The organism is Chitinophaga lutea, assembly GCF_003813775.1.
GTDB classification, from domain to species: domain Bacteria; phylum Bacteroidota; class Bacteroidia; order Chitinophagales; family Chitinophagaceae; genus Chitinophaga; species Chitinophaga lutea.
This window is the reverse complement of record NZ_RPDH01000003.1, coordinates 368,248-388,788: the sequence shown is the minus strand read 5'-3', so window position 1 is coordinate 388,788 and position 20,541 is coordinate 368,248. Positions and strand designations below refer to the sequence as shown.

Here is a 20,541-nt window from a genome sequence, read left to right as displayed (position 1 = left end):
GATTAGTTGCGATCCCGCACAATGGTGATATACCCTTTGGCGGTTTTCGCTCCTCCGTTAATAATCAGGATGTAATAATAAGTGCCTTCCGCCAGCGGGTTCCCGTTGACCATGCCATCCCATTCGTTGTTATAATTCCTGCGCGTATACACGATGCGGCCCGCGCGGTCGTAAATCTTCAGTTCATTGTCCGGGTAGCTGCCGATGTTGCGGATCACCCACTTGTCGTTTCTTCCGTCGCCGTTAGGCGTAAGGATGTTGGTAGCGTCCACTTTGAAGTCTTCGAGCACCGTGATCTGGATGTTGCCTGTGCCGTTGCATCCGTCTGCCGTAGTGCCGGTCACCTGGTAAGTGGTGGTTGCCATCGGTTTGGCTTCCAGCACCGGCTGCTGCTGCCCGCTGATGATGCCGTCCGCATTGGCCCAGCTGTAGGTAGCGGCGCCGCTCGCGGTGAGCAATACGACATCTCCCTTGGAAATGGTGCCGCCTTTGTTGCTGCTGATGCTGATGGCAGGGAGGCTGTTGATGGTGATGGTGAAGTTGCGGCTGAAGGCGTCTACACCACCATTGGCCGTTCCCCCATTGTCTTTGATGGTCAGCGTGATGGTTGCCTGCCCGCTTGTTACCGTGTTTTTCAGCTGGTAACTGATGAGGCCGGCCGCATTCACCGACAATACATCAAAGTATGGCTGGTTGCTGCTGATCGTGAAGGCATAGGTCTGACCCGGCTCCGTTGCTGTGGCGCCCGTTACCTGGATGGTACGCATGGTAGTGGATGCACAAACCGCAGCATCGGCCACCGTGTTGAAAGCCGGTGCCTTGTTCACGAAGTTGATGGTGATGGTCACCGGAACCGGCGCGCTGGTATTGAGCCCGTCGCTGATGGTAACACTCACCGCTACGGTGCGGCCTGCATTGGCCGCTAGTATCGCTGCGTCTTTCACGGTGATGTTACCCGTTGCATCTATGGCAAAGGCGCCGCCGGAACCGTCGTTGGTAATCGTCCAGTTCTGCAGGGTGCCCACAGCCTCGGTTGCCGTCACCTTCCCTGCCACTGTGCCCACGGTGCTGTTCTGGCTGGTCGTGAATGCCTGGCCGGCCGTGATGACCGGTGCAGTGCCGTCGTAGTTCACGGAAACCGTATTGGATGCCGTGTTGCCGTTACCGGCGATGTTCACCGCAGCCGCAGCCGGTACATGTATGCTTACCGGGCCGTCTGCCGCCGGCGTGATCAGCAAGGTGTAGGTGATGTTATTGGCCGTTTGCAGGTTGCTGCCGGTGCCGTTGGTGAGTGTTACCTCGCCGGCGGTGAGACCGGTTACCGCCTCACTGAACACCAGCGTGGCCGTAAACGGAGCGTTCACGCGGGCGGGCGCAGCGGTGGATACCGTCACCGAAGGTTTCGCCGTATTCACGAACACGCCTGCCGTGCTGCCGGTATTGTTGAGCGTGGTCAACGCCGTATTACCGGAAGCATCGCGGGCAACGGCGCCGTTCATCGACAGGCCGCCGGTGATGGCAATGCCGTCCATATCCATTTCACCATCCTGCACCGTGTAACGGAACGTCCATGCAGACGAGCCTGAACCGCCCGTGAATACCGCCTGCCGCGTGCTGCTGCCGATGATGACGCTCAGGCTGGGTATTCCGCCGGTTGTATTGACCGTTACGTTTTCGCTGTAGTTCACCGTGAAGTTCAGCACGTCGCCGGCCTTGTAATAGCCGTTTGCCGGTACGGTTACGGAGCTTACTGCCGGCGCGGTGCCGTCGTAATAATAAGAGATGACGTTCGACAGGGTGTTGCCCCTATTCGCGATATTGACGGCCGCGTTTGCCGGCACCTGCAGGCTGACCCCACCCTCCGCTACCGGCGTTACCAGCGCGGTATAAGTGATGTTGTCGCTTGTCTGCAGGTTACTGATCACGGCGTTGGTGGCGACAATATCAGCCGCAGCAAACCCGGTCACCGCCTCGCTGAACACAATGCTCAGCGGGAACGGCGCGTTTAACCGCAAATTGTCGGTCAGCAGTGCTACCGCAGGTATCCGCGAATACACGAAAACATTGCCGGTGTTGCCGACGTTCTGCAGGGCAGGCAATGCGTCGTTGCCGGCTACATCCCTCAACGTGCCGCCATCCGGTATGATGCTGTTGCCGGCGACGATACCATCGGTATCCTGGTCGCCCGCCTGCACCCGGTAGCGGAACAACAGCACGTTCGTCCCGGAGCCGCTTGTATAGTTGGCGCGCACGGTAGCAGCGCCCAGTGTGAGATCGATATAAGGCAGGCCGCCGGTTGTAACGACCGTCACCGGTTCGCTGAACACAACGGTAAAGCTGAGCTGGTCGTCTGTTTTATAATATCCGTCAGCCGGAATGCCTACCGAGTAAATCACCGGCGCGACGGCGTCTACCCGTACAGCGCCGAGGTTGCCGGCGTTGGCCAGCGCGAGTGATGCATGATTGCCCGAAGCGTCCCTGATGCCGGCGCCATTCAACTGCAACGCGCCGCCCAGTGCGATGCCGTCTGTGTCGAGCTCGCCGTTCTGGACGGTATAAGCGAAGGTCAGCGCGGATGTACCATCGCCACCGGTATACCCGGCCTGGCGGGTAACGCCGCCGACGCTCACTCCAAGGGTGGGTGCGCCACCCGAGGTGTTAACCATCACATTTTCGCTGTAATTCACCGTGAATTGCAGGACATCCCCGGCTTTGTAATAACCATTCGCCGGAACAGCCACGGAGGCGACTACCGGCGCGGTGCCGTCATAAGTATAGGCGATCGCATTCGAGGCGGTGTTGCCGGTACCCGCAATGTTGAACGCCATATTCGCCGGTACGCTGATGTTCACCAAACCGTCCGCAACCGGCGTCACCACGGCGGTGTAGGTGATATTGTCCGCCGTTTGCAGGTTGCCGATCGTCGCATTGGTCGCGCTGATATCTGCCGCTATGAAACCGGTTACCGCTTCGCTGAACCCGATATTCACCGTAAACGGCGCATTCAGCGAAGGCGTGCCGGACAATTGCACGGAGGGGACCGCAGGATATACATAAACATTGCTGGCATTACCGATATTCTGCAGAGCTGGCACGGCCATATTGCCGGCCGCATCATTCAGCACCCCTCCGCCCAACATTACACTGTTACCCAGCGTAATGCCGTCCAGGTCCAGATCGGCCGCCGTCACCTGGTAACGGAACGTGAGCGCCCCTGCACCGGTGTGACTGATCAGCGTTGCGGAAACATCGCCCGACGCCAGGTGGACGGTCAGGTATGGGATGCCGTTTGTGACGGTGACGCCCACCGGTTCGCTGAATTGCACGATAAAGTCGAGCTGCCCCCCTGTTTTATAATACCCGGGAGCCGGCACTGTTACCGACAGCACTACAGGAGCTACTGCGTCTACCAGCACGCCCGCTGAGCTTCCCGCGTTATTGAGCGTCAACGTCGCGTTGTTGGTGGCGGCATCTTTGATGGTGCCTCCGTTCAGTGCGATACTGGCGCCCAGTGCGATGCCGTCCTGGTCCAGTTCGCCTGCCTGTATGGTATAGCTGAATACGAACGCCTGGGTACCGGAACCGGCGCTATATGCGGCCTGCCGGGTATTCCCGCCGATGATTACAGGGAGGGAAGGCGTGCCTGTGACCACTACATTTTCGTTGAAGTTCACTGTAAAGTGCAGCACATCTCCGCTTTTGTAATTCCCGGATGCGGGCACGGCGACATTCGCCACAGCCGGCGGATCCGCGTCGTACGTAAGTGTGAGCGTATTGGAAACCGTATTCGGATTGCCGGCGACATTGCTCGCCCGGTTGGCGGGCACTTCCACCGTCAGGTTGCCGGCGGCAACAGGTATGACCTCGAAAGTATAGGTGATGTTATCCGATGTGCTGAGGCCGCTGAGGCTGGCGTTCGTGGTACTGATATCGGCCATTGTGAAGCCTGTCACCGCCTCACTGAATGTTGCCGTGGCGAAGAACCGCTGGTTGACCGGTGAAGTAGCGACAGTACTGAGCGTCACTGTGGGCTGCTGGGTGTTCACCAATATGCCGGATGTGCTCCCTGTATTGTTGAGCGCCGACAGGATGCTGCCGCCAAGGGCGCTCTGCATGGTGCCGCCGTTCAATGTAACGGACGGTGCCAGCGCGATACCGTTCATATCATTGTCACCTGGCTGAATGATATAGACAAAGGTCAGCATACTGGTACCGCTGCCGCCGGCATAGCCAGCCTGTTTGGTGTCCGTACCGATCGTTACGCCGATATAAGGTGTGCCGCCAGCGGTATTCACGGTCACATTCGCATTGAAGTTCACGGTAAAGTTAAGCGCATTACCAACTTTGTAATAACCGTTTGCCGGCACTGCTACGCTCGTCACTCCGGGGTTAAGGATGCTGATGTTCCACGTATATGGTTCAGGTGTAGGATCAACATTCCCAGCCTGATCTTTCGCCCTTACGTTGATGGTGTGAGGCCCCGTTACCAGTCCGGCAAATGTTACCGGATTGCTGGCTGCAGCGAATGCACTGCCGTCAAGACTTACTTCAAAAGTTGCTCCCGTTTCGTTGGAGCCGAACTCGAACGTAGCGCTCGTGCTGGAACTATTCGAAGGCGGACTCGTTACAATAGTAGTGCTTGGCGGGATCTGATCCAGGGTGATGTCATCTGAAATGGTGGCGGTGTTTACATTACCGGCCCTGTCGCGCAGTCGCATTGACACGTTTTTTACGCCATCGCCCGCCGGCAGCGTCCATGCTTTGGTGGCGGCGAACGGTTCATAAGCAGTCCAACCTGCACCATTGGAAAAAGCCATTTCCAGCGGCGTACTGACGTCGGTGCCGGTGATATTGAGCGTTACATTCGGGCTGTTCGTAGCAGCCGCGCCGCTGTTGATCTGTAATGAACCGGTGGGCCCCGTTCTGTCGATGTTATAAATGGTTCCGCCGGTATAGGGTATGTTTACCAGCGGATTGATGATACCGGTACCATTGACGTCCAGGCGGATAGTGCCGTCGCCCGTACCCGTAGCCACGGTGACGGTATACACGTTGCCGGAACCGCTCACACCGGTAATGCTGCTGCCGGTGAGGCCGGTGGTGGTCAATGAAAAAGCCGATGATGTTACTTCATCCGGGAGACCGCTGAAGACAACTGTAAAACTGACACTGGCCGCAGCGGTGGGATTACTGCCCGCCGGCAAGATGCTCGCTACCGATACCGGTTGAGGCGCCAGCTGCAAAAAGCGGCCGATACCACCTGCGCCGCTGCCGTCGTTCACATGAATCACATTGCCTGTACTGTTTACCGCAATGCCCCAAGGGTAACCTAAAATGACGTTCGTCAGACCCGTAAACAACTCCGTGCCGGGCTGCGTAATATCTTTGTACTTCATCACATGCGCCGTGGAGCCATCTCCCCCTTCAATCCCTTCAATCGTATAAATGTAACCTTTGCCATCAATGGCGATGGACGAAAATGACCTGCCGGTGGTGACCGGTGTAGCCGGGGCATAGCCTGGATAGGGTAACTTAATCACACGCCCACCGCTGTTTTCCCACATATCCAGAATGTAAATATTTCGCTGGGCATCGGTGATGATGCCCCAGGGATAGGTGAAGGTAACGCCGGCGGTATAGGTCAGTCCGTTATAAATCTCCACGCCGGCCATGTGCTCCTGCCCCGCCTGGTACCTCATCAAACGGTACCGGGTCGGTGGTCCGGCATAGTATTCCATCACCAATAAATTATTATCAATATCCACAGCCAGTGCGGAATAATATTTTCCGGTTTGTATTACGGAAGGTGTGTATACGCCGGCATTATGGGCCAGCTTTACGATCTCCCACTGGTTGGCAGGATTGGGATTCGTCACAAACACATCGCCGTTGGCGTTGACCGCAATGCCCCAGGGAAATTCAGTGGCTCCGAACGAGAGGTTCGAATAAATCGATATTACGTTGGCAGGATCGCCGTTGACATACTTCGCCACCTCGTATTTGCCAGCCGTACTATTGTAACGAACCAGGTAAACGTTATTCTGCTGGTCCCTGGTTACCGCGCAATAGTACTTTCCGGTTTCAAGGACGGTCGAATTGTACTGCGCCATGGCAAAGATGCTGCAGGCAAGCATGCTGCACAGCAGCAAGAGGGGTTTCATGCTTTTTACAAACATGTTTTTCATAGCAATGAATTAAATACAGAGAAAAGGGTTTTGCCAGCCCGAAACGCTTTCGTTGTGAATCACTTCAAATTCCCCCGCGTCGAAGCGCATACCTTTTCCCTGGTCGAGAATGATTTTATGTATTTTATTTCCGGTCGTATGAATCCGGAGGATATTGGTAACAGGTAACGCGAAGCCGGAGGCCGGGTAAAAATTCCGTTCTCCCCGCGGGCCGTTCACAATGCCGTTGCGCAGCTGCTGCTTCACCGTATCCCAGTCCCTTTTCAGCGCATACGGCAGCACTTCCTTCCAGACCAGCCCCGCCTCATACCCCAGGAGGGCGTAGATGTTTGCCGGCTGTTGCGCCACCGCTTCAAATTGTTTAACAAAGCGCTGGTTGATATTATTTTCATCCTCACGCATCCATTGCTGGGCGGTGTACATTTCGAAGTCGATATGGCGGACGTCTTCGAGCACATCGTCGTACGCCATCGTTTCATTCACGACAAGCGGGATTTTACGGTGCAGCCCGCTGCTGATCCATTTTTGCAAAAACCGGTTGCCTATGCTGCCGGCAAAAACAGCATGCACATAGGGAGGAGGTTCTTTCGTCAGCCGGGCAAAAAGTTCGTCGAGCTCCATTTTCTGCGGATCGTTGGGGTCGAACGGCAGTACGGTGAGCTGCAACCGGGTGCCGCCCGCTGCGGCCACGCCTTGCTGGAAGCTGCTGTTCAGATGATATCCCGCTTCGTACACCGGCATCACTACATGCCCGCCGCTGCCGAAACGTTGCTCCGCCCAGTACCCCAGTGCATACTGTGATTGCCACAACTGGTGGGAGGCGTAAAAAATATCCGGGCTGAGATGGGGGAAATGAGGAACATATTCTCCCATATCGAAGAAAAAAGCCGGCTTTCTGTCTCTTTCCACCAGGGGAATCAAACCCGGCAGCGCCTTGTAACTGATGAGGCCGGAGAGTACATCCACGCGGTTAAAAAAAAGCATTTTCTGCGCGGCGGCTTCACTCTGTGCGATGCCGCCCATTTGTGTATATTCCTGTACGAAACGGATGGTTTGCTGCCTGGCCGGGTCAAGGCCCATCCCCAGCAACCACCCTGTAAACAGGTGCGGCGCATAGTGGGGATATATACCCGAATAAGGTGTCAGAAATCCGACGGTGAGAGATGCGTTCATGTAGCGATTTGTCGGCGTATTAATTTCTCGGAGGGAAGATACCTTCCATGGCAATCAGATAATTCACACCAAGGTACGGGCTCTCGATGCTGAAGGGCTGGCTGCCGCCGGCAATCCCGATATTTATGCCGCCGCCGATAGTTGCAGGCGACAGGGTGGCAGTATTGTCTTTAACCCCATACCCTTTAATGGCGCTTGCGCTGGGGCCGCTGCCAATGACCGGCAACGCGGCAGGTACAAGCGTTGAACCGGGTATGTTTGTGGTGCCTTGCGCCGTACTGGCTGATTGCGTTACGGTAAGCGTGCTGAAATCAGCCACGTGATTATGCATCGGCATATTATTGATCGTCAGTGTAGTGGACGGGCTGCCGCCTATCTGCCCCAGTTCATAGTTCGGTAAACCCGGCCCCTGCCCCCATCCGATCGGCATTCTTCCCCGCAGGTCAGGCAGGGCGAAGGTGGTTTGGCCATTACCGCCGTAAGTAGTGCCCAGCAGGGAAAAAAGCGCGGTATTCTGGGCGATCGATACTATCTGGCCCCAGCAGGTGGACCATCCCCTGATGGCGAAGTTGCCGCCAAATATCATAATCATCGCTAAGTAAGATTCCATGAGTTGTAGAGTTTGGTAATAGAGAATAATTTTTATGAAGAATGATGTTTATGCACTGAAATCGGGCATCGTCATAACCGCGCCGCCCTGTTCGGCAGACTGTTCCGCCAACAGCCCGATCGCACTGTTGGTGGCGGCAGTGTACACCGGCAGCCAATCGCCTGCCGGCTTTTGAAGGATTTCCACGAAGTGATGCAGCGCCAGTGAACATTCCCTGTTATCGGGCAACTGCCGGTAAGGGGTTTGCGTGGCATACCAGCGCCGGTGATCGAACCGGCTGAGGTAAGGGGTATCGGCTTCCCAGGTCTGTTGTGGTGAGCCCTTGCTGTTGATGAATACCGAACCGGCCACGTCCATCCAGCTGCCACCGGTGCCTTTGATGCGGAAGCCGGTAGAGAGCGGCTCCGATTGTCCGGCGGCCGATTGTAAAAACACTTCCTGGCCGCGGCTGGTGCCAAGCATGGCAGTGCGTACAGGCCGCTTCGTAAAATATAACCGGTGTTCCCTGCTTCGCGGATGCGGCTTGTTGATCACACACTCCTGTTCCGCCGTAACGGCGCGTATGGTGGTGTAGCGGTTGCCGCCCGGCAAATCCAGCATTCCCGCCACCGCTCCGCCCGGGTACGCCGGGTAAGGCAACGGAAGCGCCGCTGTAACCTGCCGTGCGCCGGCATGAAGTGTTTCGAGTTCACCGAATACGCCTTCCGATACCATGTTCGACACGGCCAGGAGGTCGCGGCGATAACTGTCTTCTTCCAGCGTAAAATAATGCCGGCCGCTTTGTTTGCAGGTGCGTACAATGTCGAAATGTTCTTCCAGGGTGTTACCCATCACCGGCCCGCAGGCCACGTGTTTGCCGGCCAGCAATGCAGCTTTCGCAATGGTATAATGCTGGTGCCAGGGCGCAGCGATGATCACGGCGTCGATGTCGGCACGCGCGAGCACAGACTCGAATGCGCCGGGCCCCTCCCGGTAAACCGCGGGGCGGGTGTAACCGGCCTGCCGGAACAAATCCAGCGCTGCCTGTAAGGCATCATTATCGTGCTCGCAAACGCCCGTCACATCCAGGTGCCGGTGCTGTAAAGCCTGCGCCAGGTATTGTCTTCCCCACGAACCGGTACCGATAAAGGCAACGCGCAAACGGCTGCTGCCGGCATGCAGGGCCAATGACGGCATACATGCAAGAAATGGGGCGATGATGGCGGTGTTCCTGATCAGGCGCCTTCTTCCGGGATTATGCATAGAGGTATAGATTCAGCGATTTTTTCGGTCTTAAATAATTGTTTTTCACGGCTATGTATTGCTACGACAGTGACAGGCTTTTCAGAAATAGGGCTATTATTTTTTAGGGTATGTGGAGCAAAGGTATATTTTACTTCGGATAAATACTCACTTTCCATGAAGACTCCCCTGAAAGAGGTAGCAGGTGCAGATGTACCGGGCGCAGCAGGTAAGCGCGCCCGTACATTGCGTTATCCTTTTTTGCCCGTGAGCATGGGCACAAAGGAAAAATCGTCGAAAAACTCGCGCTGGTATTCGTCTTCCCCGACTTTGGTGATCCGGAGCATGCGCTGCACGTCCTGCCCGCCTACGGGTATCACCATTTTACCGCCGATTTTCAGCTGCTGCAGCAGCTTTTCGGGCACATGCGGCGCCGCCGCCGTTACCAGCACCTTATCGAAAGGCGCAAACGTGGGCAGGCCTTCATACCCGTCGCCATAGAAAAAGCGCAAAGTGGGATACTTTGCCTTAAAGGGAAACTGTTTCACCAGGTCGAACAGTTTTTTCTGCCGTTCGATGGTGTATACATTGGCCTTCAGCTCTCCCAGCACACAAGCCTGGTAAGCACTGCCCGTGCCGATTTCAAGGATCTTTTCAAAGGGTTTGACTTCCAACAGCTGCGTTTGATAGGCTACCGTGTAGGGCTGCGAAATCGTCTGCCCTTCGCCGATGGGAAATGCCCGGTCTTCATAAGCTATCCCTTCAAAAGCCGTGTCGAGAAAGTAATGCCGGGGGATGTTGTTGATGGCTGCCAGTACATTTTCATCTGTGATACCTTTCTGCCTGATGTTGTCTACCAATTGTTTGCGTAATCCTTTTTGCTTATAATTGTCTTCGTACCGCCTCATAGGCGCAAAAATAACTATTACAGGCGATTTTTTCACAGTCCTTACAATTGTAACATGGCATTTTACGACCTGCCCAAAGAAGCGCGCGCCGCGTTGGTACTGCAAATGGAGGCTGCCATTGCAAAAGCCGTACAATCCGGCCGGCTGGCGCCCTTGAAAAAATATGCAGCCGATGAAGACACCTACATCCGCAAGGCTACCTACCAGTCCCTCGGGCGGCTTCATGGCGCCCATCCGCAGGAGGTGCTGGCCGCCATCGGCATTTTACTGAAAGAAACAGACCCCAAAGTGCGGCAAACGGCCATTAACGCAGCCGGCGAAATCGGGCGCAGCGATTTTAAAGCCGTTCAGCACATGATGGACACCGGCCTGTTCGACGAGCATCATATGGTGCGCAACGCCGTCATCGGTTCGGTGAAAAAAATGGGCGAGAAAAACCCGAAGCCGGTGCTAGCCTGGGCCAAAGGATACCTCCGGCACCCCGACAAAGAAATCCGCCGCGAAATATGTCATGGGATTGAATTGCGGGGCAGAACGCACCCGCAGGACATACTCCCCCTGCTCGAAAGCCTTCAGCACGACCCGACGGCCCGTGTGCGCAACACACTGGTGCACGTCCTGGGGCAAATCGCCTACAAAAAAGGCTGCCTCGAAACGGTGGTGGCCGCTTTGAAAAACTGGGAGAACCAGGCCCTCGTGAAGGATGCGCTGGTGGAAATAATCGACGTGCACGAGCGTTATAAAGACTTTGCGGTGAAAACCCGGGAGGAAGCCGAAGCATATATAACAAAATCATTTTGAAGGGAATCCGGCATGATATTGGTTTTTCTCATTAATTTCACCACAGATTATCATTAAAAGCCCTGTAAACAGTATATTGAAACATGGACGCAAACATTCTCAGCAAAGCAGAACAATGGCTTGACGGCGGATTCGACGCAGAAACCGTAGCCGCCATCCGGAAACTTCAACAGGAAAACCCGGAAGAACTGACCGACGCATTTTACCGCAACCTCGAATTCGGCACCGGCGGCCTCCGCGGCGTAATGGGCCCCGGCACCAACCGGATGAACAAATACACGGTGGGAATGGCCACACAGGGTTTCGCCAACTATCTCAAAAAATCGTTTACGGGAGACATCAAAATGGCCATTGCGCACGACAGCCGCAACAACAGCCGCTTTTTCGCGGAAGTGACGGCCAATGTGATGGCGGCCAACGGCATCAAGGTGTTTTTATTCGAAAGCCTGCGGCCCACGCCCGAGCTCTCTTTCGCCATCCGCCACCTGCATTGCCAGGCCGGCGTGGTGATCACCGCCTCCCATAATCCGCGCGAATACAACGGCTACAAAGCTTACTGGGACGACGGCGCACAGCTGGTCCCCCCCCACGATAAAAACGTCATCCTCGAAGTAGATAAAATCAGCGGTATCGGCGAAGTGAAATGGACCGGCTGGGAACAGAACATCACTCTCATCGGCAGGGAAATCGACGAAGCCTACCTCCAGATGCTCAAAGGTCTCAGCGTATATCCCGAGGCAGTGGCGGCGCAGCACGACCTGAAAATCGTGTACACCCCCATCCACGGTACCGGCATCACGCTCGTGCCCGAAATCCTGCAACGCTTCGGCTTCACCAATGTACATGTAGTGGAAGAACAGGCCAAACCCGACGGCAACTTCCCAACGGTGGTATACCCCAACCCGGAAGAATCCGAAGCCATGAGCATCGGCCTCAAAAAAGCCGCTGCCCTGGATGCGGACATCCTGCTGGGTACCGACCCGGATTCGGACCGTGTAGGCATTGCCGTGAAAGACCATACCGGCAAATGGATCCTCCTCAACGGGAACCAGACCGCCGTGCTCCTATTCAATTACATCGTGGAAGGCCGTAAAAAGAAAGGCCTCAGCAAACCCAACGACTACATCTGCAAAACCGTGGTGACCTCCGATCTGATCGACGTGTTCGCCGCCAGCAATAATATCACCTGCTACAACACGCTCACCGGGTTTAAATGGATAGCGGATCTCATCCGTCGCAAGGAAGCCGAAGAAAACTTCATCTGTGGCGGCGAAGAATCGTACGGTTATATGATCGGCGATAACGTGCGCGACAAAGACGCGATCGCTTCCGTAGCCATGATCTGCGAAATGGCCGCTTACGCCAAAAACCAGGGCAAGTCGCTGTTCGAGCAACTGATCGACATTTACCTGCAGTACGGGCTCTACAAGGAATCACTCATCTCCATTACCAAAAAAGGCATGAAAGGCGCGGAAGAAATCGCCGCCATGATGAGCGCCTACCGCGAGCAACCCCCTGCCGTCATCAATGGTTCGCCCGTGGTAAAAATTTACGATTACCAGTTGCAGCATGTAACCACGCTGGCCACCGGTGAAAAAGAGCCGATCGACCTGCCGAAATCCAATGTATTGCAATTCCTGCTGGCTGATGGTAGCCGCATTTCCGCGCGCCCTTCCGGCACAGAACCGAAAATAAAATTCTATTTCAGCGTGCGTGAGCCGCTGGACAGTGTAGCTGATCTTGAAAGAGTGGAACAATTGCTTGATACCAAAGTCAGCAATATTATTCACGACATGAAACTTGGATGATCCAATCACCGGTAAAAAAACTGCACACAGGCGGGCCCCTCTATATCCTTTGCCTGTGTGCTTTTTTATTTTCAACCATATCTTTACGCGCACAAAAAACAGGGAAGACCGGTTTCTTTGACGTGCCCGACTCTACCGTGCCCGCCCGGGTGTGGACGCTGGCCGCAGGCTCCGTGGCGGCTTACAGCGGTTCCCTGATGGTACTGAACAAATACTGGTACAAAGACTATCCCAAACGCAGTCCCCATACCATCAACGACTTCGGTGAATGGCTGCAGATGGACAAGTTCGGCCATGTATACAGTTCCTATGTTTTTTCTTTGTATAGCCGGGAAATATGGCGGTGGACGGGCCTTTCGCGCAAGCAGCAGATCTGGATAGGCGGCATGAGCGGTTTCGCCTTTCAGTCCGTCATCGAATTGCTCGATGCGCATTCGGCGCAGTGGGGTTGGTCGTGGGGCGACGTAGGCGCCAATGCCCTCGGATCCGGCCTTATGATGGGACAGGAATTATTATGGAATGAACAGCGTTTCCAGCTCAAATTCTCCTCCACACCCATCCATTATCCCGATACCGATCCCAACCTCAAAGCCCGTGCAATAGACCAGTTCGGCGTTCGCATGGTGGAGCGGACCCTCAAAGATTACAATGCACAAACATACTGGCTGTCATTGAACCTTTCCAGCGTGATGAAAGACCAGCACCTGCCCAAATGGCTCAACGTGGCGGTGGGATATGGTGTGGAAGGACTGTACTCCGCGCGGAGGAACCAGTGGAAAAACACCGAAGGGGAAATGATGTATTACGGGCACATCCGCCGCACCCGCCGGGTATTCCTCTCCCCCGACGTGGACTTCACAAAGATACCTACCCGTCACAAAGGCCTGAAGGTTCTCTTCAAAGCGCTGAATGTGATCAAAATACCCGCGCCGGCCCTCGAAGTGAACGGAGCCGGCCAGCTGAAATTACATGCCCTGAAATTCTGATGTTTATACGAGATATGCGGATTTGATGTCATTGCCTTCCACATCCACCATCACCATGTCTTGCAACGTGGTAGAGAGGCTGTAGCCTACGAAGTCCACGGAAAGCGGGAACGACTTATGCCGGCGGTCTACCAGCACGGCCGTCTGTATTTTTTTGGGGAGGTACTGCAGGAAGGGTTTCAGCGCATACAGCATGGTACGGCCGGAATTGGCCACATCGTCGATCAGTACGATCACTTTGCCGGTGAAATCGGCTTCGTGGGAGAGCGTCACTTCTTTCGGCGCCTGTTTGTCGAGTTTGATTTCCATCACCTCGATACCGAACGGCGCGATGCGCCGGAGGTGTTCCGCAATTTTCCCGGTAAGGATGGAACCGCGATCCCAGATGCCGACCAGTATGATGGAGGGCTCATCATAGTTGTGCTCATATATTTCATACGCAATCCGTTCTATTTTCTTTTCTATTGCCTCTTGCGTCAGGATAACGTTCTTATTTTTCATATTGCGGTTTTGTGCAGCCAAAAATACATAAATTGCGATAACAACGGGTCAAATCAAGGATATGCAAATTGTCAGTCAGTTACTTTTCGTCGTTGCCCTGGCCGCCGCCATTTATGTTTTTTCGCGCAGGGTCATGGGCATCCGGCGCAACATTCTGCTGGGCAGGGATGTAGCGTTGAACGACCAGCCGGCATTGCGCTGGAAAAACCTGCTGCTGCTCGCGTTCGGGCAGAAAAAGATGTTCCGCAATCCCCTGGTGGCGGTGCTGCACTTTTTCGTATATGCAGGCTTTCTCATCATCAACCTTGAAATCCTGGAGATCATCATCGACGGCGTCGCAGGCACCCACCGGATATTCGCGCCATTCATGGGCGTCGTTTACGGCGTGCTGATCGGCTGCTTCGAGATACTGGCGCTGCTGGTAGCCGGCGGCTGCCTCGTCTTCCTGCTTCGCAGGAACGTGATGAAGATCAGGCGCTTCCTCAGCAAAGACCTTAACGGCTGGCCCCGCTCCGACGCCAATTACATCCTGATCACGGAAATTGCGCTGATGGTGCTGTTCCTGACGATGAACACGGCCGACCAGGTGCTGCAGAGCCGGGGAGCAGCGCATTACATACAAACAGATCCGTTCTGGATTTCCAGCCATTTCACCCCGCTGCTGGCCGGCCTGTCAGATAACGCGCTCATCGCCGTCGAACGCGGTGCCTGGTGGCTGCACATCCTGGGCGTGCTGGCGTTCCTGAACTACCTCCCCTTCTCCAAACACCTCCACATCATACTGGCTTTCCCGAACGCCTATTACGCCGATCTGCGGCCGAAAGGCAAGATGGAAAACATGCCCGCCATCCAGCAGGAAGTATTGTATGCCATGCAGCCCGAGCTGGCCGCCAGCGCGCCGGCATCGGATACCGTACCGAAATTCGGCGCCAAAGACATTCAGGACCTCACGTGGAAAAACCTGCTCGATGCGTATGCCTGCACGGAATGCGGCCGATGCTCCGCCGCCTGCCCTGCCACACAAACCGGCAAGGCCCTCTCGCCCCGCCTCATCATGATGAAAACGCGCGACCGGGCCGAAGAAGTAGGCCGGAATAAGGAAGCGGACAATAAAACACTGCTGCGAGATTACATCACCGAAGAGGAACTGCGCGCGTGCACCAGCTGCAACGCCTGCGTGGAAGAATGCCCCGTGAGCATCAACCCGCTGCACATCATCCTGCAGATGCGCCGCCACCTCGTGATGGAAGAATCCAGCGCGCCGCAGGAATGGAACATGATGTTCTCCAATATCGAAAACAATATGGCCCCCTGGAAATTCAGCCCGGACGACCGTGATGCCTGGATCCACTAACCGAAAAAAGAATTGTATGCAGATAAAAACGATGGCCGAATATTTTGCCAACGGCGAAACACCGGAAGTGCTCTTTTGGGTAGGATGCGCCGGCAGCTTTGATCAGCGCGCACAGAAAATCACCCGTGCATTTGCAGAAATACTCGACAAAACGGGCATCCGCTTCGCCATCCTTGGCAAGGAAGAAGCCTGTACCGGCGACCCGGCGCGCCGCGCAGGCAATGAATTCCTTTTCCAGATGATGGCTTACAACAACATCCAGGTGCTCAATAACTACGGCGTAAAAAAGATCGTCACCGCCTGCCCCCACTGTTTCAACACCATCCGCAACGAATATCCCGAGCTCGGCGGCCAGTACGAGGTGATTCACCACACCACGTTCCTCCAGCAGCTGATCGACGAAGGCCGCATTAAAATCAAAGAAGGCGGCAGCTTCAAAGGCAAAAAAATCACTTACCACGACTCCTGTTATCTCGGCCGCGCCAACAACATCTACGAAGCTCCCCGCGCCGTGCTCGAAACCCTCGACGCAGACCTGGTGGAGATGAAACGTTGCAAAAGCAATGGCCTCTGCTGCGGCGCAGGCGGCGCGCAGATGTTCAAAGAGGAAGAAAAAGGCACCACCCGCGTCAATTTCGAGAGAGGTCGCGAAGCCGTAGCCACCGGCGCCTCCGTGATCGCCGCCAACTGCCCCTTCTGCATGACCATGCTCACAGACGGTGTGAAAGAAGCCGGCAAGGAAGAGGAGGTAAAAGTCCTCGACATCGCCGAGATCATCGCCGCCGATATGCAATAGTCATCTTATCCAGTGAACTTCTTCTTGAAGTATGACAGACGGCAAGGACCGTATTTGGGAATTCCTGTAACTTTGCAGTATGAATACCGATATCACCCATATATTACCCGCAGATTTTTCACCCTCCTCCAGGGTGTGGATATATCAGAGCAACCGCCCTTTCGGGGAGCGGGAAGCAGAAGAGATCGAAGAACAGCTGCACCAGTTCGCCATGCAGTGGAACTCCCACGGCGTACCTGTCAAAGGATGGGGCCGGCTGCTGTTCGACCAGGTGATTGTGCTGATGGCCGATGAAACCGAATCAGAGGTAAGCGGCTGCAGCACCGACAGTTCCGTGCGCATCATCAAAAGCATTGAACGGCAATACAGCGTCAACCTGTTCGACCGGCTGCTGCTGGGTTTCCTCGTGAAGGAGAAACTGCAGTTACTGCCCATGGCGCAGGTAGGCTATGCACTGGAGAAAGGATACATTTCAAAAGACACGCTGTACCTGAACAACACCGTACAAACAAAAAGCGAACTGGAAAACCACTGGCTGATACCGCTGAAAGAAAGCTGGCTGATGCAGAAACTCGGACAAACTGCTTAATCGTAAAATATTTTTTGCAAGACAGGCTTACCATCAATGGTGAGCCTTTTTTGTAAGTGGAGGGCCATAAAAAAGGTGCGTTTCTTTAGAAACACACCTTTGAACCGGAGCGGAAAACCGGGCTCGAACCGGCCACCCTCAGCTTGGGAAGCTGATGCTCTACCAAATGAGCTATTTCCGCTTTTGATGGATGGCAAATATACAAACAGTCCGAATAATAAGTATAAAATTATTCTTCCTGCAGGCTGAAAATTCTGGTATAGTCTGCGAACTCCGTGTCTTTCAGGTTTTCTTCGATCACCTGCCTGGCGATATTGAAATCCACCACTCTGCAGGCCACTTCCATAGTGCCGCTGCCCGTGCTGCCGCCGTCGCAATGTCCCAGGCCGGTCCACCCCAGCACTTCGTCCAGCTTCTCTTCCAGCCGGTGTCGTTTGTCAAGATCCGCTTCCGTGCCGGAACCGTCTACCTTGTATTCGATTTCGAGCGACACCTGCTCGTCCTCATCCCATTCCGCGTACCCTTCCTCCAGCCGCCGGTCTATTTCCGCCTGCACGATGTTGTTGAACCCGCCGATCATGCGGGATTTTATTTCCCGGTAGTCTCCTTTATCCCCCACCATTCCCCAGTGGATAATGGCTGTTTTTTCATCCTGCTCCCATGTTTCCCAATAGTACAATTGCTCGTCGATCGTTGTATACAGTTTCAGCATCTGATTCGGTTATTTTTCACAACTTAAAGAAAATTCCTTTTTTGCACAACCGGCAGGTTCATGAACAAGACGACCGGTAAAGTGCTCCGCCAAAATGCATCCTGATCCCCTCCACCGTCGTTTCGTGGCGGTTAAGTTTCCGTTAAGCCATATTTCCCCTGTCATTCTGGCATTTTTTTGTATTTTTGCAGTCCTTAAATTGTGCCTGGAATGTTGGAAACAGTTGACAAAGTACACGATGAAAGCCGTCAGGGCGAGGCCATCGCCCCGCTGGAAGGCGACGCCCATACCTATTCAAAAAAATTCTATATAGAAAGTTATGGTTGCCAGATGAATTTCAACGACAGTGAGATCGTGGCGTCCATTCTGAATAAAGAAGGCTTCGGGGCTACCCGCAATGCCGAAGAAGCAGACCTGGTGCTGCTGAACACCTGCTCCATCCGCGAAAAGGCGGAGCAAACGGTGCGTAAGCGCCTCACGGAGTTCAAAAAGACCAAAAAGGCCCGCCCGGGTTTCCTCGTGGGCGTGCTCGGTTGCATGGCAGAAAGGCTGAAAGCGAAGTTCCTCGAAGAAGAAAAGCTGGTAGACCTGGTGGTCGGCCCCGATGCCTACCGCAGCCTCCCTGCCCTTATCGAAGAAGCGGAAACCGGCCAGAAAGCTATCAACGTATTGCTCAGCCGGGAGGAAACGTATGGTGACATCAGTCCTGTCCGCCTCAACAGCAACGGCGTCACCGCCTTCGTATCCATCATGCGCGGCTGTAACAACATGTGCGCATTCTGCGTAGTGCCGTTCACCCGTGGCCGCGAGCGCAGCCGCGACCCGAAGTCGATCCTTGAAGAAGCCACCGACCTGTTTGAAAGAGGCTACCGCGAGGTGACCCTTCTCGGCCAGAACGTGGACTCCTATTACTTCGTGGACGAAACGGCCGGTGAAACCGTTACCTTCGCCATGCTGCTAGAAAAAGTGGCTGCCATCAGCCCGCTGCTGCGCGTGCGGTTCAGCACCTCGCACCCGAAAGACATTACGGACGAAGTACTCTTCGCCATGGCGCGCCATGAGAACATCTGCAACTACATCCACCTGCCTGTACAAAGCGGCAGCAACCGTATCCTGCAGCTCATGAACCGCACCTACACCCGCGAATGGTACATGAAAAAAATCGACCGCATCAGGGAAATCCTCCCCGGCTGCGGCCTCTCCACCGATGTGATCACCGGTTTCTGCACCGAAACCGACGAAGACCACCAGGACACACTGGAGATCATGGAATACGCCCACTACGACCTCGCTTATATGTTCGCTTACTCCGAGCGCCCCGGTACGCTGGCAGCCCGCCGGTACCAGGACGATGTGCCCGAAGCAGTGAAAAAAGAGCGGCTGGCCGAAGTGGTGGCCCTCCACCGCCGGCATACCCTCGAAAGTATGCAGCAGGACGTGGGCAAAACATTTAAAGTATTGATTGAAGGCACTTCCAAACGCTCGGAAAACGACCTGTTCGGCCGCAACGACCAGAACAAGGTGGTGGTTTTCCCCCGCGGCAATCATCAGAAAGGCGAATACGTGTGGGTGCAGGTAGAAGATTGTACCGCAGGCACCCTGCTGGGTAAGGTCTTGGAAGGCCGGTAATAAAACCAAAGGACGGAATTATGGACAATATTCAAAGTATCAAGAACCGCTTCGGCATAATCGGTAACTCGCAGGCATTGAATTACGCCCTGCAGGTGGCCGCCCAGGTGTCCAACACAGATCTGACTGTGCTGATCACCGGCGAAAGCGGTGTGGGCAAGGAAGTATTTTCACAGATCATTCATGCGCTCAGCGCCCGCAAACATAACCCCTTCATCGCCGTGAACTGCGGCGCCATCCCGGAAGGCACCATCGACTCCGAACTGTTCGGGCACGAGAAAGGCTCTTTCACCGGCGCGGTAGACAGCCGGAAGGGGTATTTCGAAACCGTGAACGGCGGCACCATTTTCCTTGACGAGATCGGGGAAATGCCCCTGGGCACACAGGCACGCCTGCTGCGCGTGCTCGAAGCCGGCGAATACATCCGTGTAGGCTCTTCCAAAGTTCAGAAAACGGATGTGCGCGTGATCGCCGCCACCAACCGCGACCTGCTGGAGAATACCCAGTCGGGAAAATTCCGGGAAGACCTTTACTACCGGCTCAACACCGTGCCCATCCGCGTGCCGGCCCTCCGCGACCGGAAAGAAGATATTCCCATGCTGTTCCGCAAATTTTGCGTGGACTTCGCAGAGCGGTATAAAACCACGTCCATCCAGCTCGACGATGAGGCGCGCGACATGCTCGTGAACTATACCTGGCCCGGTAACGTGCGGGAACTGAAAAACATTGCGGAACAGATTTCCGTGCTGGCCACCGACAAACATGTAACGGCTACAGAATTCCGCCGCTTCCTTCCCGAGCAACCCGTGATGAACCGGCTGCCCATGCTCGCCCCGGCACAGTCCCAGGGGGGCAACGGCGATTTTGCCAGCGAGCGCGATATCCTTTACAAACTTTTCTTCGACATGAAAAAGGATGTGACCGAACTGAAAAAAATGTTCTTCGACATCCTGCAAAACCCGTCGATGGCCAATACGCCTGCGTTCCAGGACGGTGGCGTGATGCACAACTTCGCGCCCGCCGAAACGCCCGCCTCGCCCGGTATCATGGCGCCCGCGCAGCCGTATATCATCCAGGACAGTAACAAGATCGACCATCACGAGGAAGTAGAAGAAACGCTGTCGATAGCCGACAAGGAGAAAGAACTGATCGAGAAAGCGCTGAAGAAACACAAGGGCAAAAGAAAAGACGCCGCCCTCGATCTCGGGATTTCGGAACGGACTTTGTACAGGAAACTGAAGGAATACAATATCAACGAGTAAAGCACC

Annotated in this window: 15 protein-coding genes and 1 tRNA gene; 8 read left to right on the top strand and 8 right to left on the bottom strand. The window is 54.9% G+C overall.

The annotated features are described in order from the left end of the window. Window positions 1–2 precede the first annotated feature (2 nt). The 5 genes from EGT74_RS24700 to EGT74_RS24680 all read right to left on the bottom strand — a co-directional run bounded on the left by EGT74_RS24700 (window position 3) and on the right by EGT74_RS24680 (window position 10,097). Window positions 3–6,185 (bottom strand): Ig-like domain-containing protein, encoded by a 6,183-nt coding sequence (locus EGT74_RS24700; RefSeq protein WP_123849293.1) that lies wholly within the window; start codon window positions 6,183–6,185, stop codon window positions 3–5. A 9-nt stretch (window positions 6,186–6,194) separates the two neighbouring features. Beyond that, on the bottom strand, window positions 6,195–7,358 hold the full coding sequence (locus EGT74_RS24695; protein ID WP_123849292.1) for an ABC transporter substrate-binding protein: 1,164 nt from the start codon (window positions 7,356–7,358) through the stop codon (window positions 6,195–6,197). Between the two features lie 19 nt (window positions 7,359–7,377). Further along, window positions 7,378–7,968: a phage tail protein gene (locus EGT74_RS24690; protein ID WP_123849291.1), complete on the bottom strand. Its 591-nt coding sequence runs from the start codon at window positions 7,966–7,968 to the stop codon at window positions 7,378–7,380. Between the two features lie 48 nt (window positions 7,969–8,016). Then, complete coding sequence (locus tag EGT74_RS24685) at window positions 8,017–9,210, bottom strand: Gfo/Idh/MocA family protein (RefSeq protein ID WP_123849290.1); 1,194 nt, start codon at window positions 9,208–9,210, stop codon at window positions 8,017–8,019. Between the two features lie 230 nt (window positions 9,211–9,440). Beyond that, window positions 9,441–10,097 (bottom strand): protein-L-isoaspartate(D-aspartate) O-methyltransferase, encoded by a 657-nt coding sequence (locus tag EGT74_RS24680; protein WP_123849289.1) that lies wholly within the window; start codon window positions 10,095–10,097, stop codon window positions 9,441–9,443. A 54-nt stretch (window positions 10,098–10,151) separates the two neighbouring features. On the opposite strand from EGT74_RS24680, the gene EGT74_RS24675 reads away from it, so the two are divergent. The 3 genes from EGT74_RS24675 (at window position 10,152) to EGT74_RS24665 (ending at window position 13,692) form a co-directional block, all read left to right on the top strand. Continuing rightward, window positions 10,152–10,898 carry a HEAT repeat domain-containing protein gene (locus EGT74_RS24675; RefSeq protein WP_123849288.1) on the top strand — a complete coding sequence of 249 codons (747 nt, stop codon included), beginning with the start codon at window positions 10,152–10,154 and terminating at the stop codon, window positions 10,896–10,898. A gap of 83 nt (window positions 10,899–10,981) precedes the next feature. Beyond that, a complete protein-coding gene (locus tag EGT74_RS24670; protein WP_123849287.1) occupies window positions 10,982–12,706 on the top strand; it encodes a phospho-sugar mutase in 1,725 nt (574 codons plus the stop codon). Window positions 12,707–12,828: 122 nt separating this feature from the next. Further along, the gene (locus EGT74_RS24665; RefSeq protein WP_158618294.1) at window positions 12,829–13,692 is read left to right on the top strand and encodes a DUF2279 domain-containing protein; all 864 of its coding nucleotides are present in this window, start codon (window positions 12,829–12,831) and stop codon (window positions 13,690–13,692) included. Window positions 13,693–13,695: 3 nt separating this feature from the next. Here EGT74_RS24665 and EGT74_RS24660 read toward each other — a convergent pair whose 3' ends face one another. Next, window positions 13,696–14,193 (bottom strand): phosphoribosyltransferase family protein, encoded by a 498-nt coding sequence (locus tag EGT74_RS24660; protein ID WP_123849285.1) that lies wholly within the window; start codon window positions 14,191–14,193, stop codon window positions 13,696–13,698. Window positions 14,194–14,254: 61 nt separating this feature from the next. Between EGT74_RS24660 and EGT74_RS24655 the strand changes: the two genes are divergently transcribed. The 3 genes from EGT74_RS24655 (at window position 14,255) to EGT74_RS24645 (ending at window position 16,932) form a co-directional block, all read left to right on the top strand. Then, window positions 14,255–15,547 (top strand): (Fe-S)-binding protein, encoded by a 1,293-nt coding sequence (locus EGT74_RS24655; RefSeq protein WP_123849284.1) that lies wholly within the window; start codon window positions 14,255–14,257, stop codon window positions 15,545–15,547. A 16-nt stretch (window positions 15,548–15,563) separates the two neighbouring features. After that, window positions 15,564–16,343 carry a (Fe-S)-binding protein gene (locus EGT74_RS24650; RefSeq protein WP_123849283.1) on the top strand — a complete coding sequence of 260 codons (780 nt, stop codon included), beginning with the start codon at window positions 15,564–15,566 and terminating at the stop codon, window positions 16,341–16,343. A 79-nt stretch (window positions 16,344–16,422) separates the two neighbouring features. Next, on the top strand, window positions 16,423–16,932 hold the full coding sequence (locus EGT74_RS24645; protein ID WP_123849282.1) for a hypothetical protein: 510 nt from the start codon (window positions 16,423–16,425) through the stop codon (window positions 16,930–16,932). 108 nt (window positions 16,933–17,040) lie between these two features. Here the strand turns inward: EGT74_RS24645 and EGT74_RS24640 are convergent. Together EGT74_RS24640 and EGT74_RS24635 are read right to left on the bottom strand one after the other, a co-directional pair. Further along, window positions 17,041–17,113, bottom strand: a tRNA-Gly gene (locus tag EGT74_RS24640). 48 nt (window positions 17,114–17,161) lie between these two features. Beyond that, entirely contained in the window at window positions 17,162–17,644 is a 483-nt protein-coding gene (locus EGT74_RS24635) for a hypothetical protein (protein WP_123849281.1), read from the bottom strand. 210 nt (window positions 17,645–17,854) lie between these two features. Between EGT74_RS24635 and miaB the strand changes: the two genes are divergently transcribed. After that, window positions 17,855–19,273, top strand: a complete 1,419-nt coding sequence (gene miaB, locus EGT74_RS24630) for a tRNA (N6-isopentenyl adenosine(37)-C2)-methylthiotransferase MiaB (protein WP_123849280.1) — start codon at window positions 17,855–17,857, stop codon at window positions 19,271–19,273. Window positions 19,274–19,293: 20 nt separating this feature from the next. Then, a complete protein-coding gene (locus tag EGT74_RS24625) occupies window positions 19,294–20,535 on the top strand; it encodes a sigma-54 interaction domain-containing protein (protein ID WP_123849279.1) in 1,242 nt (413 codons plus the stop codon). Window positions 20,536–20,541 lie beyond the last annotated feature (6 nt).